Origin of the sequence: Algibacter miyuki, assembly GCF_030409805.1 — a bacterium.
Classification (GTDB): domain Bacteria; phylum Bacteroidota; class Bacteroidia; order Flavobacteriales; family Flavobacteriaceae; genus Algibacter; species Algibacter miyuki.
In genome coordinates, this window is the sequence record NZ_JAUFQP010000013.1 from 240,481 (window position 1) to 258,848 (window position 18,368).

An 18,368-nucleotide genomic window follows, 5' to 3' on the forward strand; every position below is an offset into this window, starting at 1 on the left:
CAAGGTCGATAAATTAAAATATCAAGCAATAGGTGCCTAAAACAACTGTTTTTTGAAATATTTTAAAAATACTTTACATTTCTATAAAAAATAATTAAAAAAATGTTTTGAATAATTAAATAATTCTATACATTTGCAGTCCGTTAGAAATAGCGGACTTTTTTATGCGTAAAAAAGGAAATAAAAGCCGATGTAGCTCAGCTGGCTAGAGCAGCTGATTTGTAATCAGCAGGTCGTGGGTTCGAGTCCCTCCATCGGCTCTTTAAAAGTTCATTAAAATACAGAATTGAAATATTGAAGTAAAACACGATATTTTAATTGGTTCGGGGAGATACTCAAGCGGCCAACGAGGGCAGACTGTAAATCTGCTGACTACGTCTTCGCAGGTTCGAATCCTGCTCTCCCCACAAATTATCGGATTGATTTTTCAATCCATCGTTTATTTGAAATATTGATAATAACCTTTTGTAAACTTTATGTAGTTAAAGTTTACAGAGAAATGCGAGAGTAGCTCAGTTGGTAGAGCGTCAGCCTTCCAAGCTGAATGTCGCCGGTTCGAACCCGGTCTCTCGCTCAAATTATCCTGCGAAGGCAGGCGTCGCTACTTTTTTAAGTTTACTTCGGTGGGTTTAAAAAGTATTAGGGAATAAAAACTTTACGCCGGTGTAGCTCAGGGGTAGAGCGTTTCCTTGGTAAGGAAGAGGTCACGAGTTCAATTCTCGTCATTGGCTCTAAATAGTGAAAAGAAAAATTAGATTACAAATTATTATATAACTTAGATTAAAATCATTTTAAAAACATGGCAAAGGCAACTTTTGATCGTTCAAAACCACACTTAAATATTGGTACAATTGGACACGTAGATCACGGTAAAACAACTTTAACTGCTGCTATTACTAAAGTATTAGCTGATGCAGGTTATTCTGAAGCAAGATCATTTGATCAAATTGATAATGCTCCTGAAGAAAAAGAAAGAGGTATAACAATTAATACATCTCACGTAGAGTATGCAACATTAAACCGTCATTACGCTCACGTTGACTGTCCAGGTCACGCGGATTACGTAAAGAACATGGTAACTGGTGCTGCGCAAATGGATGGTGCTATCTTAGTAGTTGCGGCTACAGATGGTCCAATGCCACAAACTCGTGAGCACATCTTATTAGGACGTCAAGTAGGTATTCCTCGTATCGTTGTATTCATGAATAAAGTGGATATGGTTGATGATGAAGAATTAATCGAATTAGTAGACATGGAAGTTAGAGATTTATTATCTTTCTATGATTACGATGGAGATAACGGACCTGTAATTGCTGGATCTGCTTTAGGAGCACTTAACGGTGAACAAAAATGGGTTGATACAGTGTTAGAATTAATGCAAGCTTGTGATGATTGGATCGAAGAGCCATTAAGAGAAGTTGATAAAGACTTCTTAATGCCTATTGAAGATGTATTTTCTATTACTGGACGTGGTACAGTAGCAACTGGTCGTATTGAGACTGGTATCGCTAACACTGGAGATCCTGTAGAAATTATTGGTATGGGTGCTGAGAAATTAACATCTACTATCACTGGAATTGAAATGTTCCGTCAAATATTAGATAGAGGAGAAGCTGGAGATAACGCTGGTATCTTATTAAGAGGAATTGAGAAATCTCAAATCTCTAGAGGTATGGTAATCTGTAAGCCAGGTTCTGTAACACCACACGCTAAATTTAAAGCTGAGGTTTATATCCTTAAAAAAGAAGAAGGTGGACGTCATACTCCATTCCATAACAACTATCGTCCACAGTTCTACGTACGTACAACTGACGTAACTGGAAACATTGCGCTTCCTGATGGTGTTGAAATGGTTATGCCAGGAGACAACTTAACTATTACTGTTGATTTAATTCAACCAATTGCAATGAATGTAGGTTTACGTTTCGCAATTCGTGAAGGTGGTAGAACTGTTGGAGCTGGTCAGGTAACTGAAATATTAGAATAATACAGTTTACAATAAATAAAGAGTTAAGGTGTTCTTTTTAGAATGCCTTAACTTTATTTACGGGCGTAGCTCAGTTGGTAGAGCACTGGTCTCCAAAACCAGGTGTCGGGAGTTCGAGTCTCTCCGCCCGTGCAAAAGTAAAGAGATATAAATCTCAAGTAAGAAAGTTTACACTAAGCATCTTTCTAGATGTTGTAAAAAAAAGTAAAAATGGCTGGATTTGTAAATTATGTAAAAGAATCATTTGGAGAACTTAAAAACAATGTAAGTTGGCCAACATGGGCTGAAGCGCAAAGTTTAACCATATTAGTGGCTGTGTTTTCTATTATATTCTCTTTAGCAATTTGGGGAGTAGATACAGTATTCAGTAAAGTCATTTCATTTTATTTTGATTTAATTAAATAAAAAAAAATTATGTCTGAAGTAAGTGAAAAAAAATGGTACGTTGTTCGTGCTGTAAGTGGTCAAGAAAATAAAATTAAGACATACATCGAGAATGAAATTTCGCGTTTAGGTCTTACTGATTATGTAGACCAAGTACTCGTTCCTACAGAGCGCGTTATCCAAATCCGTAACGGAAAAAAAATCCACAAAGAGAAAGTATTCTTTCCAGGTTATATTATGGTGCAAGCCAATTTAACAGGAGAGGTTCCTCATATTATTCGTTCAGTAACAAACGTTATAGGTTTCTTAGGAGAAACTAAAGGCGGAGATCCTGTGCCATTGAGACAATCTGAAGTAAACAGAATGTTAGGTAAAGTAGATGAGTTGGCTGTAGAAGAAAGTGCTATAGTTGCAATCCCTTATACTAAAGGAGAAACTGTTAAAGTAATTGACGGTCCTTTTAATGGATTTGATGGTACTATCGAGAATATTAATGAAGAAAAGCGTAAGCTAGAAGTAATGGTGAAAATTTTCGGAAGAAAAACACCATTAGAGTTAAGCTATATGCAAGTAGAAAAAGTATAATAGTGTTACATTAAGATAGATGTATTTTTCGCTTCCAAATGGAAAATAACATCAAATTAAATTAATTAAAATGGCAAAAGAATTAGGTAAAGTAGTTAAGTTACAAGTTCGGGGAGGTGCTGCGAATCCGTCGCCACCGGTTGGACCCGCTTTAGGAGCCGCTGGTGTTAACATCATGGAGTTCTGTAAGCAATTCAATGCTAGAACCCAAGATAAAGCTGGTAAAGTATTACCGGTTGTTATCTCTGTTTACAAAGACAAATCATTTGACTTTGTAATCAAGACTCCTCCAGCAGCAGTCCAGTTAATGGAAGCAGCTAAGTTGAAGAAGGGTTCTGGAGAGCCAAACCGAAAAAAAGTAGCTAAAGTATCTTGGGATCAGGTGAAGACTATCGCTGAAGATAAAATGGTAGATTTAAATGCATTTACTATCGAGTCTGCAATGAAAATGATAGCTGGTACAGCAAGATCAATGGGGATAACTGTAACAGGGCAATTCCCTAATTAATCTATTAAAGACATTAGAAAATGGCAAGATTAACAAAAAAGCAAAAAGAGGCTTTAGCAAAAATTGAAAAGGGTAAAATTTATTCTCTTAATGAAGCGTCTGCATTAATCAAAGAAATTTCGAACGCGAAATTTGATGCATCTGTAGATTTAGCGGTACGTTTAGGAGTAGATCCTCGTAAAGCTAACCAAATGGTGAGAGGTGTTGTTTCACTTCCACACGGTACAGGTAAAGATGTAAAAGTATTAGCATTAGTAACACCAGACAAAGAAGCGGAAGCTAAAGAAGCTGGGGCAGATTACGTAGGTTTAGATGAGTACCTTGATAAAATCAAGAGTGGTTGGACAGACGTTGACGTAATTATTACTATGCCAAGTGTTATGGGTAAATTAGGTCCTTTAGGACGTGTATTAGGCCCACGTGGTTTAATGCCTAACCCAAAAACAGGTACAGTAACTATGGATGTAGCAAAAGCTGTAACAGAAGTAAAAGCTGGTAAAATTGACTTTAAAGTTGATAAAACAGGTATCGTACACGCTGCTATAGGTAAAGCATCTTTTAGTGCTGATAAAATTGCAGGTAATGCAAATGAATTATTAACAACTTTAATGAAACTGAAACCAACGGCTTCAAAAGGTATCTATGTAAAAAGCATTTTTATGTCTTCTACAATGAGCCCAAGTATAGCTATTGATCCTAAAATTGGTTAATTAAGTTAAAACTTTTATTATGACAAGAGAAGAAAAATCACAAGTAATTGAGGACTTAACTGTAGAATTAGCTAATAACGCTAATATTTATTTAGCTGATATTTCAGGATTAAATGCAGTTACTACTTCAAACTTACGTCGTGCTTGTTTTAAGGCAGATGTAAAATTAGCAGTTGTAAAAAATACATTACTTGAAAAAGCAATGGAAGCGTCTGAAAGAGATTTCGGAGACCTTCCTTCTGTTTTAAAAGGAAATACATCAGTGATGTATTCTGAAACAGGAAATGTACCAGCAAAACTTATAAAAACATTCCGTAAAAAATCTGATAAACCTTTATTAAAAGGAGCATTTATCGAGGAGTCTGTTTATATCGGTGACGATCAATTAGACATGTTAGTAGATATCAAGTCTAAAGAAGAGTTAATCGGAGAGATAGTAGGATTATTACAATCGCCTGCTAAAAACGTTATTTCAGCACTTAAATCAGGTGGTGGAACAATAGCTGGACTTATCAAAACACTTTCTGAGAGATCAGAATAGTATTAAATAGTACGCACTTTATTACATTATATTATTAAAATTTATTAAAACGATAGAAAAATGGCAGATTTAAAAGATTTCGCAGAACAATTAGTTAACCTTACTGTAAAAGAAGTAAATGAGTTAGCAACTATATTAAAAGATGAGTACGGTATCGAGCCTGCTGCTGCTGCTGCAGTTGCTGTTGCTGGTCCTGCTGCTGGTGGTGACGCTGAAGAAGCTCAAACTGAATTTGATGTTATTTTAAAAGCTGCAGGTAGCTCTAAGTTAGCTGTTGTAAAATTAGTTAAAGAATTAACTGGTTTAGGTTTAAAAGAAGCTAAAGGTTTAGTTGATGATGCACCAAGTCCAATCAAAGAAGCTGTAACTAAAGACGAAGCTGAAGCTTTAAAAGCTCAGTTAGAAGAAGCAGGAGCTGAGGTTGAGCTTAAATAAGCTTAACAACTCAACAACATAAAGGTTTAGGTCTGGAGCACGCGCTACCAGACCTAGACCATTTTGTGTATAATAGCATTTATACCAAAAGTTTACAAAACAATTCAAATTATTTGACTTGTTTTTTGCAGTTTAATTAGTGTTTTAAAGCACTATCACTATTTTTTTAATCATAATTCCGTCTATTGATGTTGTCAACACAAGCTGAAAGATTAAATTTCTCGTCTATTGTAAATAAGACAGATTACCCCGACTTTTTGGATATTCAGATTAAATCTTTCCAAGATTTTTTCCAATTAGAAACAAAATCTGAAGAAAGAGGTGATGAAGGTTTATATAATACCTTCATGGAAAACTTTCCAATTACCGATTCTCGTAATCAATTCGTTTTAGAATTTTTAGATTACTTCGTAGATCCTCCAAGATATGCTATTGAAGAGTGTATTGAACGTGGATTAACATATAGCGTACCGCTTAAAGCGAGGTTAAAGTTATATTGTACAGATCCTGAACATGAAGATTTCGAAACCATTGTTCAAGATGTATACTTAGGAACTATACCTTACATGACACCTTCTGGTACTTTTTGTATCAACGGTGCTGAGCGTGTTGTTGTATCGCAATTACACCGTTCTCCGGGCGTATTCTTTGGTCAGTCTTTTCACGCCAATGGAACAAAATTATATTCAGCAAGGGTTATACCATTTAAAGGATCTTGGATTGAGTTCGCTACGGATATCAACCAAGTGATGTATGCCTACATTGATAGAAAGAAAAAATTACCTGTTACAACGCTTTTCCGTGCTATCGGATTTGAGCGTGATAAAGATATTTTAGAGATTTTTGATTTAGCTGAAGAAGTTAAAGTATCAAAATCTGGTTTAAAAAAGTACTTAGGAAGAAAATTAGCAGCACGTGTTTTAAACACATGGCATGAGGATTTTGTTGATGAAGATACTGGTGAAGTTGTATCTATCGAGCGTAATGAAATTGTGCTTGATCGTGACACCATTTTAGATAAAGAAAACATAGAAGAAATTCTTGAAGTTGATGTTAAAACGGTTCTTTTACATAAAGAAAGTACGGAACAAGGTGATTATGCCATAATCCATAACACACTTCAAAAAGATCCAACAAACTCTGAAAAAGAGGCTGTTGAACATATATATAGACAATTACGTAATGCTGAGCCGCCAGATGAGGAAACTGCACGTGGAATAATTGATAAATTATTCTTCTCAGACCAACGTTACTCTTTAGGAGAAGTTGGGCGTTACAGAATGAACAAAAAGTTACAGTTGGATATCGGTATGGATAAGCAAGTGCTTACCAAAGAAGATATCATAACTATTATAAAATATTTAATTGAGTTAATCAACTCTAAAGCAGAGATTGATGATATTGATCACTTATCTAACCGTCGTGTACGTACAGTTGGTGAGCAATTATCTTCTCAATTCGGTGTTGGTTTAGCACGTATGGCTCGTACTATTCGTGAACGTATGAACGTTCGTGATAACGAGGTATTTACACCAATCGATTTAATTAATGCCAAGACATTATCGTCTGTTATTAATTCTTTCTTCGGAACAAACCAATTATCTCAGTTTATGGATCAAACCAATCCACTAGCGGAAATTACGCATAAGCGTCGTTTATCAGCTCTTGGACCAGGGGGTTTATCTCGTGAACGCGCAGGTTTCGAGGTTCGTGATGTGCATTATACGCACTACGGACGTTTGTGCCCAATTGAAACTCCTGAGGGACCAAATATTGGTCTTATTTCTTCACTTTCTGTATTTGCAAAAGTGAATTCAATGGGATTCATCGAAACGCCTTATAGAAAAGTAACCGATGGTGTTGTTGATATCATTAATGAACCAACATACTTAAGTGCTGAAGAAGAGGAAGAAAAATTAATCGCTCAAGCAACTGTTAAGGTTGACGAGAATGGTAAAATTTTACATGATAAGGTAATTGCAAGAATGGAAGGTGACTTCCCGGTAATCGATCCAGCAAAATTAGATTATACCGATGTTGCACCAAACCAGATTTCGTCTATCTCGGCGTCGTTAATTCCGTTCTTAGAACATGATGATGCGAATAGAGCCTTGATGGGATCTAACATGATGCGTCAAGCAGTACCATTATTAAGAGTAGATGCACCAATTGTAGGAACTGGTTTAGAGCGTCAAGTCGCTTCAGATTCTAGAGTTTTAATTAATGCTGAAGGTACTGGTGAAGTACTTTATGTTGATGCAAACGAAATTAAAATTAGATACGATCGTACTGAAGATGAAGCTAAAGTAAGTTTCGATAGCGATATCAAGACCTATAAATTAGTAAAATTCAGAAAAACGAATCAAGGTACTTCTATCAACTTAAAACCAATTGTGGTTAAAGGTGATAAAGTAAGCAAAGGTCAAGTTTTATGTGAAGGTTATGCTACTCAAAAAGGAGAGTTAGCTTTAGGTAGAAACATGAAAGTAGCCTTTATGCCTTGGAAAGGGTATAACTTTGAGGATGCGATTGTAATTTCAGAAAAAGTTGTTCGTGAAGATATCTTTACATCAATTCATATTGATGAGTATTCTCTTGAAGTTAGAGATACTAAATTAGGTAACGAAGAATTAACTAATGATATTCCTAACGTTTCAGAAGAAGCTACTAAAGACTTAGATGAAAACGGAATGATTCGTGTTGGTGCCGAGGTTAAACCTGGCGATATCCTAATTGGTAAAATTACACCAAAAGGAGAATCAGATCCAACACCTGAAGAAAAATTATTACGTGCTATCTTTGGTGATAAAGCGGGTGATGTAAAAGATGCTTCTTTAAAAGCCTCTCCATCATTACACGGTGTAGTTATCGAAAAGAAATTGTTCGCAAGAGCCGTAAAAGATAAGCGTAAAAGAGCTCAAGATAAAGATGATATCTTAGCTTTAGAAGCGCAATACGACAGAAAGTTTGATGATTTAAAAGATGTTTTAATCGAAAAACTTTTCAATATCGTAAACGGAAAAACTGCTCAAGGTATTTTTAACGATTTAGGTGAAGAAGTATTACCAAAAGGTAAAAAGTTCACACTTAAAATGTTAAATGCTGTTGATGATTATGCGCATTTAGTGTCAGGTAAATGGACAACAGATGAGCATACGAATACTTTAGTTGCCGATTTAATTCACAACTATAAAATTAAAGAAAACGATTTACAAGGTGGTTTACGTCGCGAGAAGTTCACAATTTCTGTAGGAGATGAGTTGCCAGCTGGTATTATCAAACTTGCTAAAGTTTATATCGCTAAAAAACGTAAACTTAAAGTTGGAGATAAAATGGCAGGACGTCACGGTAACAAAGGTATTGTTGCTCGTATCGTTCGTCAAGAAGATATGCCTTTCTTAGAAGATGGAACACCGGTTGATATTGTATTAAACCCACTTGGTGTACCTTCTCGTATGAATATTGGTCAAATTTATGAAACTGTTCTTGGATGGGCAGGTCAAAAATTAGGTCGTACTTATGCAACACCAATCTTTGATGGTGCAACTATAGAGCAAATTAACGGATTTACAGATGAAGCTGGAATTCCAAGATACGGACATACTTATCTATACGATGGTGGTTCAGGGAAGCGTTTTGATCAACCAGCAACTGTTGGTGTGATTTACATGCTGAAACTAGGACACATGGTTGATGATAAAATGCACGCACGTTCTATCGGACCTTACTCATTAATTACACAACAACCTCTTGGTGGTAAAGCACAATTTGGTGGTCAACGTTTTGGTGAGATGGAAGTTTGGGCACTTGAGGCTTATGGAGCATCAAGTACTTTACGAGAAATTTTAACTGTAAAATCTGATGATGTTATTGGTAGAGCTAAAACTTACGAAGCAATCGTAAAAGGTGAACCAATGCCAGATCCAGGATTACCAGAATCATTCAACGTACTTATGCACGAATTGAAAGGTTTAGGATTGGATATCAGATTAGAGGAATAAAAAAAAACTAGTAATCAGTGATCAGTTGGGAGTAAATACTGCCGACTGAATACTGAATACTGAATACTAGAAAAATGGCAAGAAAACAAGATAAGAATACAGTAAAGAGGTTTAATAAAATCTCAATTGGTTTAGCATCACCAGAGTCTATTTTAGCAGAATCTAGAGGTGAAGTTTTAAAACCTGAAACTATCAATTATCGAACACACAAACCAGAACGTGATGGTTTGTTCTGCGAGCGTATCTTCGGCCCTGTAAAGGATTACGAATGTGCTTGTGGTAAATATAAAAGAATACGTTACAAAGGGATCGTTTGCGACCGTTGTGGTGTAGAAGTAACCGAAAAGAAAGTACGTCGTGATAGAGTAGGGCACATCAACTTAGTTGTACCTGTTGCTCATATTTGGTATTTCCGTTCGTTACCAAACAAAATAGGATACTTATTAGGTTTACCATCTAAGAAATTAGATATGATTATTTATTACGAACGTTACGTCGTAATTCAACCTGGTAATGCTAAAAATGAAGAAGGTGAACCATTACAAAAAATGGATTTCCTTACGGAAGAAGAGTACTTAAACGTAATGGAATCTCTTCCACAAGACAATCAGTATTTAGATGATGAAGACCCTAACAAGTTTTTAGCTAAAATGGGTGCTGAATGTTTAATCGACTTATTAGCACGTATCGATTTACAAACGTTATCATACGAATTACGTCATAAAGCAAATACTGAAACGTCTAAACAACGTAAAACAGAAGCTTTAAAACGTTTACAAGTTGTTGAAGCGTTAAGAGAATCTAACAACAATAGAGAAAATCGTCCAGAATGGATGATTATGAAGGTTGTGCCAATTATTCCACCAGAATTACGTCCTTTAGTGCCGTTAGATGGTGGTCGTTTCGCAACTTCAGATTTAAATGATTTATACCGTCGTGTAATTATTCGTAACAACCGTTTGAAAAGATTGGTTGAGATAAAAGCACCAGAAGTTATTTTACGTAACGAAAAACGTATGTTACAGGAATCTGTAGATTCGTTATTCGATAATACACGTAAATCTTCAGCTGTAAAAACAGATTCTAACCGTCCGTTAAAATCATTATCCGATTCATTAAAAGGTAAGCAAGGACGTTTCCGTCAAAACTTACTTGGTAAGCGTGTTGATTATTCTGCACGTTCGGTAATTGTTGTTGGACCAGAATTAAAGTTACACGAATGTGGATTGCCTAAAAACATGGCAGCAGAACTTTACAAACCTTTCGTAATTAGAAAACTAATTGAAAGAGGTATCGTAAAAACTGTAAAATCTGCAAAGAAAATTATAGATAAAAGAGAACCAGTGGTTTGGGATATCTTGGAAAACGTTCTTAAAGGGCATCCAGTATTATTAAACCGCGCACCTACGTTACACCGTTTGGGTATTCAAGCGTTTCAACCTACATTAATTGAAGGTAAAGCGATTCAATTACACCCATTAGTATGTACGGCATTTAACGCCGATTTCGATGGAGATCAAATGGCGGTGCATTTACCTCTTGGACCAGAAGCTATTTTAGAATGTCAATTATTAATGTTGGCATCTCATAATATCTTAAATCCAGCTAACGGTTCGCCAGTAACGGTACCTTCTCAGGATATGGTACTTGGTCTGTACTACATGACCAAGCTACGTACGTCTACACCAGAAGTGCCAATTAAAGGTGAAGGTTTAACATTTTATTCTCCAGAGGAAGTAGAAATTGCTTTCAATGAAGAAATGGTAGACTTAAATGCTGGTATTAAAGTTAGAACTATCGGTCTTAATGAAGATGGTAAACTTGATAAAATGATTATTGAAACTACTGTAGGTCGTGTGTTATTTAACCAACACGTACCACAGGCAGCTGGATATATTAACCAAGTATTAACCAAGAAATCTTTAAGAGATATTATTGGTGATATTTTGAAAGCAACTTCTGTTCCTGAAACGGCTGATTTCTTAGATGCGATTAGAACGTTAGGATTTAAGTTTGCATTCCAAGGTGGTCTATCATTCAGTTTAGGTGATATTATTATTCCACCAGAAAAACAATCAATGATTGATAAGGCTAACACGTTAGTTGAAGGTATTACCGGAAACTATAACATGGGTCTTATTACAAACAACGAACGTTACAACCAGGTTATTGATATCTGGACATCGACAAATGCTGAATTAACAGAGTTGTCTATGAAACGTATTCGTGAAGATCAACAAGGGTTTAACTCGGTGTTTATGATGCTTGACTCTGGAGCAAGGGGATCTAAAGAACAGATTCGTCAGCTTACAGGTATGCGTGGATTAATGGCGAAACCTAAAAAATCTACTGCAGGTGGGGGATCTATTATTGAAAATCCAATTCTTTCTAACTTTAAGGAAGGTCTTTCAATTTTAGAATACTTTATCTCTACGCACGGTGCTCGTAAAGGTCTTGCGGATACGGCTCTTAAAACCGCCGATGCAGGTTACTTAACACGTCGTTTAGTAGATGTTTCTCAAGATGTTATTATTAACACAGAAGATTGTGGAACATTAAGAGGTGTAGAAGTTGAACCATTGAAGAAAAATGATGAAGTTGTTGAAACTTTAGAAGAAAGAATCGTTGGGCGTGTATCTTTAAATGATGTTTATAATCCATTAACCGATGAGTTGTTAGTTTCAGCTGGTCAGTTAATCGAAGATGATATTGCTAAAACCATTCAAGCATCTCCAATTGAAAGCGTAGAAGTACGTTCTGCATTAAGTTGTGAGGCTTTAAAAGGTATTTGTGCTAAATGTTACGGACGTAACTTGGCTACCGGAAAAATGGTACAACGTGGTGAAGCTGTAGGTGTAGTTGCTGCACAATCTATTGGAGAACCAGGTACACAGTTAACACTTCGTACATTCCACGTAGGTGGTATTGCAGGTAACATTTCAGAAGAAAACAAATTAATTGTTAAGTTTGATGGTGTTGCAGAAATTGAAGATTTAAAAACAGTTAAAGGTAAAGATAACGAAGGAAACGATATTGATGTTGTAATCTCTCGTACATCTGAACTTAAACTTATTGATAAGAAAACAGGTATTGTATTAAGTACAAATAACATTCCTTACGGTTCTACGATTATTGTTAAAAATGGTCAGAAACTATCTAAAGGTGATGAAGTTTGTTCTTGGGATCCATATAACGGTGTTATTGTTTCAGAATTTGCTGGTAAAGTAAGGTATGAAAACATCGAACAAGGAGTTACTTACCAAGTAGAAATAGATGAGCAAACAGGTTTCCAAGAGAAAGTAATTTCTGAATCTAGAAACAAAAAGCTTATTCCAACGCTTCATATTGAAGATTCTAAAGGAGAAACAATGCGTTCTTACAACTTACCAGTTGGAGCACACATTATGATTGACGATAGTGAAAAAGTTATCGTTGGTAAGATTTTAGTTAAAATACCTCGTAAATCTGCTAAAGCAGGTGATATTACGGGTGGTTTACCTCGTGTAACTGAATTATTCGAAGCACGTAACCCATCTAACCCAGCAGTTGTTAGTGCTATTGATGGTGTGGTTTCTTTCGGAAAAATCAAACGTGGTAACCGTGAGATTATTATCGAATCGAAAACTGGAGATATTAAGAAATACTTAGTGAAATTATCAAGTCAGATTCTTGTTCAAGAAAATGATTTCGTAAAAGCAGGTATGCCTTTATCTGATGGTTCTATTACGCCTAACGATATTTTAAATATCAAAGGTCCATCTGCAGTGCAACAATACTTAGTGAACGAAGTACAAGAGGTATACCGTTTACAAGGTGTGAAAATTAACGATAAGCACTTCGAGGTTGTAGTACGTCAAATGATGCGTAAAGTTAGAATTATCGATTCTGGTGATACAATTTTCTTAGAAGATCAATTAGCTCATAAAGCGGATTTCATTTTAGAAAATGATGAAATCTTCGGAATGAAAGTGGTTGATGACGCTGGAGAATCTACAAACTTAAAAGCAGGTCAAATTGTTTCACCTCGCGAATTAAGAGACGAGAACTCTATATTACGTCGTGAAGATAAAGCGCTTGTTTCTGCAAGAGATGCACAGCCAGCAACGGCAACTCCAATACTACAAGGTATTACGAGAGCATCACTTCAAACCAAATCGTTTATTTCAGCGGCTTCCTTCCAGGAAACAACTAAAGTACTTAACGAAGCAGCAGTAGCTGGTAAGGTAGATTCTTTAGAAGGTCTGAAAGAGAATGTAATTGTTGGACATAGAATTCCAGCAGGTACAGGTATGAGACGTTATACAGACATTATCGTAGGCTCAAAAGAAGAGTTTGACGAAATGATGCAAGTAAAACAAGAATTAAATTATAATTAATAATTGCGATTCCTGCGAAAGCGGGAATCTCAATTATTTACGCTCAACGCAGGTTGAGATTCTGATTAAATAAAAAATGTCCTGCTAAATTTATAGTGGGACTTTTTTTTTGAAAACAATAAATAATAAGGCTTCCATACCCATGGGGGTTAAAAACATAATTTTCAATGGCAAACGAAAAAGAGGCTCCTAAGCAGGGGCAAATAAATATTGAGTTGGACGAAAAAGTTGCAGAAGGAACCTATTCTAACTTGGCAATTATCAATCATTCGGTTTCCGAATTTGTAGTCGATTTTGTAAACATCATGCCTGGTGTACCAAAAAGTAAGGTAAAATCACGAATTATTTTAACACCGCAACATGCCAAGCGCTTACTTAAAGCTTTAGGTGAGAATGTAACCCGTTTTGAGCATGCTCATGGCGAGATTAAGGATTATGAACAACCTCCAATCCCTTTGAATTTTGGACCCACTGGACAAGCTTAAATTATAAAAAAAGCCCTTTGAATATAAATATTCAAAGGGCTTTTTTTATACCTCCAATTTATAAAGGTGAAATATGTATGAGATCACTTCTTTTTTTGGGCTAAAAAATCAATTTCTATTATTTAAATTCAGAAACAAAATGAAACTTAATACTTGGGTATTTCTGTTGTGTCATTTGTAAAGAGAACGAGGAATCGGCTAAAAACACCAATTGGTTTTGTTTATCCTTTGCAAGAAAACGTTGCTTTACTCGCACAAACTCTTTGTACTCATCGTTTTTAGGGTCTTTTGGTTCAACCCAACAGGCTTTAAATACATTGAGGTTCTCGTAGGTACATTTAGCACCATATTCGTGTTCTAATCGGTATTGAATAACTTCATACTGAAGCGCTCCAACGGTTCCAATCACTTTTCGTCCGTTAAGTTCTAAAGTAAATAATTGCGCAACACCTTCGTCCATTAATTGGTCGATTCCTTTAAAAAGTTGTTTGGATTTTAATGGGTCGGCATTATTAATATATCTAAAATGTTCTGGAGAAAAACTCGGTACACCTTTATAGTTTAAAATTTCACCTTCTGTTAAAGTATCTCCAATTTTAAACGTTCCGGTATCTTGTAAACCTACAATATCACCAGGATAGGAGATATCTACAATCTCTTTCTTTTCAGCGAAAAAAGCATTCGGACTAGAAAATTTCACCTTCTTATTATGGCGTACGTGCAAGTATGGTGCGTTTCTTTTAAATTCACCCGAAACTATTTTAACGAAAGCTAAACGGTTTCTATGGTTTGGATCCATGTTGGCATGTATTTTAAATACAAACCCCGTAAATTTATCTTCGTCTGGTTTTACTAGACGTTCTTCACTTTGTTTTGGTCTTGGTTTTGGAGCAATTTCAACAAAACAATCTAACAATTCACGAACTCCAAAATTGTTTAAGGCCGAACCGAAAAATACAGGCTGTTGTTCACCATTGAGGTAGGTTTCTTTATCAAATTCAGGATAAATACCTTCAACAAGTTCAATTTCTTCACGAAGTGTGTTTGCTGCTTTTTCTCCAATCAACTTGTCTAATTCCGGCGAAGCCAAATCTGAAATTTCAATAGTTTCTTCTATATCCTTTCTGCTATCACCGCTAAATAGATTAACGTTTTTCTCCCAGATATTATAAATCCCTTTAAAATCGTAACCCATACCAATAGGGAAACTTAATGGCGCAACTTTCAACCCTAATTTTTGTTCAACTTCATCTAATAAATCGAAAGCATCTTTACCTTCACGATCCATTTTATTGATAAAAACTATCATAGGGATGTTTCGCATTCGGCAAACTTCAACCAGTTTTTCTGTTTGTTCCTCAACACCTTTTGCAACATCAATAACAACAATAACGCTATCTACTGCGGTAAGTGTTCTAAAAGTATCTTCAGCAAAATCTTTGTGACCAGGCGTATCTAAAATATTTATTTTGATGCCATTGTACTCAAAAGCAAGTACCGATGTTGCTACCGAAATTCCACGCTGACGCTCAATTTCCATAAAGTCACTCGTAGCTCCTTTCTTTATTTTATTACTTTTTACGGCACCAGCTTCTTGTATGGCGCCACCAAATAGTAGTAATTTTTCTGTTAAGGTTGTTTTTCCGGCATCGGGATGCGAAATAATACCAAAAGTTCGTCTGCGTTGTATTTCTTTTAAAAAACTCATAAATTCATGTTGAAAAGCGAGTGCAAATATAAGTGTAAATATAGATATTACAGTATTATAAGCGGGTTAAATAGGTTGTCTATCATCAGAAAAAATGAAGTTTTGCCCCATATCACCTGCTTTAATGAAAGTTAGTTTGATAACTCACTCATAATTTTGCGATTTTTTAAAATGTTTTGTCTAAATTTATACCTTATTTCGTCTTGAGGGAGTGCGAAATAACTGATATTTCAAATGTAAATTGCTAGATTTTAATAATAAATTATGAAAAATGACAAGACGTCGGTAATTGTAATTGAGGATGACGAGGTACTTTTAGATGCTTATGAGTATTACATAAACTCTTACGAAGGTTTTGAGTTAATAGGGATGTATAGTACTGTAACCAGTGCGCTTAAGAATTACGACAATGTACAACCAGATATTATTGTTAGTGATATTTCTATGCCTGGATTAAACGGTATAGAAGGTGTAAAAAAGTTTAAAACGCTTAATGAATCGATTAAAATTATTCTAATAAGTGTACACGATGAAGTCGATTATATTTTAGATTTTATTGAAAGTAGGGTTGATGGTTACTTAACCAAACCCATTAGTAAGGATAGTTTGTTGAATGCTTTGGAATCTGTTTTAGTAGGCGGTATGCCGTTAACAGGCGATGTGTCTAAGCAAATTGTTAACATGCTTCGAAATCAGAAGGAAGACGATTTTATTGTTGAAAATATATTTTCTGAACGGGAAGCCGAAATTTTAAATTTGTTTACCAAAGGATACACGTATAAAGCTATAGCTGAAACGCTTTTTATAACACATAGTACGGTTAATTTTCATATTCAGAATATTTACTGTAAACTAGATGTTAATAATAAATCGGACGCATTGGATAAATTGAAAAATAACAAGTTAAAATAATGGCTTGTTTTTTTAACTTCAAAGTATTTTAGAACCTATATCAAATGATGTGGGTTTTTTTATTTCCATTATTAAGGTGTCTTTCTATTTGTACATGGTTTTGATATAAATAAACAGAAAGGTTTCTGATGAATTGAAAACAAATTTGTTAAATAGATGAAAAGAAAGAATTTCTAAGCCACATAATATGTTTAATTTAGTATTGTTCTAATTATTAAAAATTAGTTGGTATTTTTGTATTCTATGATGGAAGAAAAAGTTGTTTTAGTAAACGAAAAAGATGAACAAATAGGTTTAATGCCTAAATTAGAAGCCCATGAAAAAGCCGTATTGCATCGTGCATTTTCAGTTTTTGTTTTTAATGATAAAAACGAACTCATGTTGCAACAACGGGCTTTAGATAAATATCATTCGCCAGGATTATGGACAAATACTTGCTGCAGTCACCAACGTGATGGTGAAAGTAATCTTGAAGCTGGTAAAAGACGCTTGCAAGAAGAAATGGGGTTTGTAGTGCCACTTAAAGAAAGCATATCCTTTATTTATAAAGCGCCTTTTGATAATGGATTAACCGAACATGAGTACGACCATATCATGATTGGATACTCAAATGAGGAACCCGTAATAAACCCAGAGGAAGTGGCAAGCTGGAAGTGGATGAGTCTCGATGATATAAAAGTCGACATGAAACAAAATCCAGAAGAATACACCGCATGGTTTAAAATTATATTCGAGAAATTTTACGAGCACATAAACCTATCTTAAATATGGAAGTAACCGTAAGTAGAAAAGGACATTTTAATGCGGCACACCGTTTGTACCACAAAGACTGGAGTTTTGAAAAAAACGAAGCCGTTTTTGGTAAATGTAATAACCCCAATTTTCATGGGCACAATTACGAACTTATTGTTAGTGTTACTGGTGAAATAGATCCAGAAACTGGTTTTGTTGTTGATATGAAAATCCTAAAAGATTTGATTAAGTCGGAAGTAGAAGATGCCTTCGATCATAAAAACCTGAATTTAGAAGTTCCGGAATTTAAAGATCTAAACCCAACGGCCGAAAATATAGTAGTTGTTATCTATAATAAATTGAAACCAAAATTAGACTCTAAGTTGGCTTTAGAAATAACATTATTTGAAACGCCTCGAAATTTTGTAAGCTATTCCGGAAAATAAAGTATTGCCCAAAAGAGCCACCTCATAAAATATATTTAGCGGTTTAATGTGTATGTTATTAAATTAGTGCTAAAAATGTTACACGTTAAAAACTTTATGTTTAATTTTGTCAAAATTTAAAAAGTAAAAAAAATGGCAAATGTTAGAAACCTAAAAAAAGACATTAACTATGTTTTAGGTGATATTATAGAAGCAGTTTACGTATGGGAATTCGCAAACACAGATAAAGATACTAAAGGAAGTGAAGCAATTATTGATGAAGCAATCACTACTTTCGATGAGTTAATTGTAAAAGTAAATGCAAAAAACGAAAACCCTAAAGCTCATTTCAAAGCTATTAATAGCGAATTAGAGACTAAAGGAAGAGCGTTAATTGAAAAAATCAATAATCTAGGATAATTTTTTTTAACAAAAAGTTGCAGGTTTAATTATTATTAATATATTTGCACTCGTTAAAAAAGCCGATGTAGCTCAGCTGGCTAGAGCAGCTGATTTGTAATCAGCAGGTCGTGGGTTCGAGTCCCTCCATCGGCTCTTAAAAATAAAAAAGACCTTTCA

Annotated in this window: 15 protein-coding genes and 6 tRNA genes; 20 read left to right on the forward strand and 1 reads right to left on the reverse strand. The window is 35.1% G+C overall.

Features of this window, described 5'->3' with window-relative positions; translation table 11 throughout:
- Window positions 1-186 precede the first annotated feature (186 nt).
- From QWY92_RS13305 to QWY92_RS13375, 15 genes are all read left to right on the forward strand, one after another.
- Window positions 187-260 (forward strand) — tRNA-Thr (locus tag QWY92_RS13305).
- A 65-nt stretch (window positions 261-325) separates the two neighbouring features.
- Window positions 326-407 (forward strand) — tRNA-Tyr (locus tag QWY92_RS13310).
- Between the two features lie 94 nt (window positions 408-501).
- Window positions 502-574: transfer RNA gene (locus QWY92_RS13315), tRNA-Gly, on the forward strand.
- Window positions 575-659: 85 nt separating this feature from the next.
- A tRNA-Thr gene (locus QWY92_RS13320) sits at window positions 660-731 on the forward strand.
- 68 nt (window positions 732-799) lie between these two features.
- A complete protein-coding gene (gene tuf / locus QWY92_RS13325) occupies window positions 800-1,987 on the forward strand; it encodes an elongation factor Tu (RefSeq protein ID WP_290272084.1) in 1,188 nt (395 codons plus the stop codon).
- 59 nt (window positions 1,988-2,046) lie between these two features.
- Window positions 2,047-2,119: transfer RNA gene (locus QWY92_RS13330), tRNA-Trp, on the forward strand.
- A gap of 78 nt (window positions 2,120-2,197) precedes the next feature.
- Window positions 2,198-2,392, forward strand: a complete 195-nt coding sequence (gene secE, locus QWY92_RS13335) for a preprotein translocase subunit SecE (protein WP_290272086.1) — start codon at window positions 2,198-2,200, stop codon at window positions 2,390-2,392.
- A gap of 9 nt (window positions 2,393-2,401) precedes the next feature.
- Window positions 2,402-2,956 (forward strand): transcription termination/antitermination protein NusG, encoded by a 555-nt coding sequence (gene nusG / locus QWY92_RS13340; protein ID WP_290272087.1) that lies wholly within the window; start codon window positions 2,402-2,404, stop codon window positions 2,954-2,956.
- Window positions 2,957-3,026: 70 nt separating this feature from the next.
- On the forward strand, window positions 3,027-3,464 hold the full coding sequence (rplK, locus tag QWY92_RS13345; RefSeq protein ID WP_290272089.1) for a 50S ribosomal protein L11: 438 nt from the start codon (window positions 3,027-3,029) through the stop codon (window positions 3,462-3,464).
- 20 nt (window positions 3,465-3,484) lie between these two features.
- Window positions 3,485-4,174, forward strand: coding sequence for a 50S ribosomal protein L1 (rplA, locus tag QWY92_RS13350; RefSeq protein ID WP_290272091.1), 690 nt, complete (start codon window positions 3,485-3,487; stop codon window positions 4,172-4,174).
- A 19-nt stretch (window positions 4,175-4,193) separates the two neighbouring features.
- Window positions 4,194-4,715, forward strand: coding sequence for a 50S ribosomal protein L10 (gene rplJ / locus QWY92_RS13355; protein WP_290272092.1), 522 nt, complete (start codon window positions 4,194-4,196; stop codon window positions 4,713-4,715).
- Window positions 4,716-4,775: 60 nt separating this feature from the next.
- On the forward strand, window positions 4,776-5,150 hold the full coding sequence (rplL, locus tag QWY92_RS13360) for a 50S ribosomal protein L7/L12 (RefSeq protein WP_290272094.1): 375 nt from the start codon (window positions 4,776-4,778) through the stop codon (window positions 5,148-5,150).
- 188 nt (window positions 5,151-5,338) lie between these two features.
- Window positions 5,339-9,151 carry a DNA-directed RNA polymerase subunit beta gene (rpoB, locus tag QWY92_RS13365; protein WP_290272096.1) on the forward strand — a complete coding sequence of 1,271 codons (3,813 nt, stop codon included), beginning with the start codon at window positions 5,339-5,341 and terminating at the stop codon, window positions 9,149-9,151.
- A gap of 74 nt (window positions 9,152-9,225) precedes the next feature.
- Window positions 9,226-13,527 carry a DNA-directed RNA polymerase subunit beta' gene (gene rpoC / locus QWY92_RS13370; protein ID WP_290272098.1) on the forward strand — a complete coding sequence of 1,434 codons (4,302 nt, stop codon included), beginning with the start codon at window positions 9,226-9,228 and terminating at the stop codon, window positions 13,525-13,527.
- A gap of 167 nt (window positions 13,528-13,694) precedes the next feature.
- The gene (locus QWY92_RS13375; protein WP_290272099.1) at window positions 13,695-14,012 is read left to right on the forward strand and encodes a DUF3467 domain-containing protein; all 318 of its coding nucleotides are present in this window, start codon (window positions 13,695-13,697) and stop codon (window positions 14,010-14,012) included.
- Between the two features lie 118 nt (window positions 14,013-14,130).
- On the opposite strand, the gene QWY92_RS13380 is transcribed toward QWY92_RS13375, so the two are convergent.
- Window positions 14,131-15,720 (reverse strand): peptide chain release factor 3, encoded by a 1,590-nt coding sequence (locus QWY92_RS13380; protein ID WP_290272101.1) that lies wholly within the window; start codon window positions 15,718-15,720, stop codon window positions 14,131-14,133.
- Window positions 15,721-15,984: 264 nt separating this feature from the next.
- On the opposite strand from QWY92_RS13380, the gene QWY92_RS13385 reads away from it, so the two are divergent.
- From QWY92_RS13385 to QWY92_RS13405, 5 genes are all read left to right on the forward strand, one after another.
- Entirely contained in the window at window positions 15,985-16,632 is a 648-nt protein-coding gene (locus QWY92_RS13385; protein WP_290272103.1) for a response regulator transcription factor, read from the forward strand.
- Window positions 16,633-16,875: 243 nt separating this feature from the next.
- Complete coding sequence (gene idi, locus QWY92_RS13390) at window positions 16,876-17,397, forward strand: isopentenyl-diphosphate Delta-isomerase (RefSeq protein ID WP_290272106.1); 522 nt, start codon at window positions 16,876-16,878, stop codon at window positions 17,395-17,397.
- A 2-nt stretch (window positions 17,398-17,399) separates the two neighbouring features.
- Window positions 17,400-17,810, forward strand: coding sequence for a 6-pyruvoyl trahydropterin synthase family protein (locus QWY92_RS13395; protein WP_290272108.1), 411 nt, complete (start codon window positions 17,400-17,402; stop codon window positions 17,808-17,810).
- 132 nt (window positions 17,811-17,942) lie between these two features.
- Window positions 17,943-18,209 (forward strand): hypothetical protein, encoded by a 267-nt coding sequence (locus QWY92_RS13400; RefSeq protein WP_290272110.1) that lies wholly within the window; start codon window positions 17,943-17,945, stop codon window positions 18,207-18,209.
- 61 nt (window positions 18,210-18,270) lie between these two features.
- A tRNA-Thr gene (locus QWY92_RS13405) sits at window positions 18,271-18,344 on the forward strand.
- Window positions 18,345-18,368: the final 24 nt, after the last annotated feature.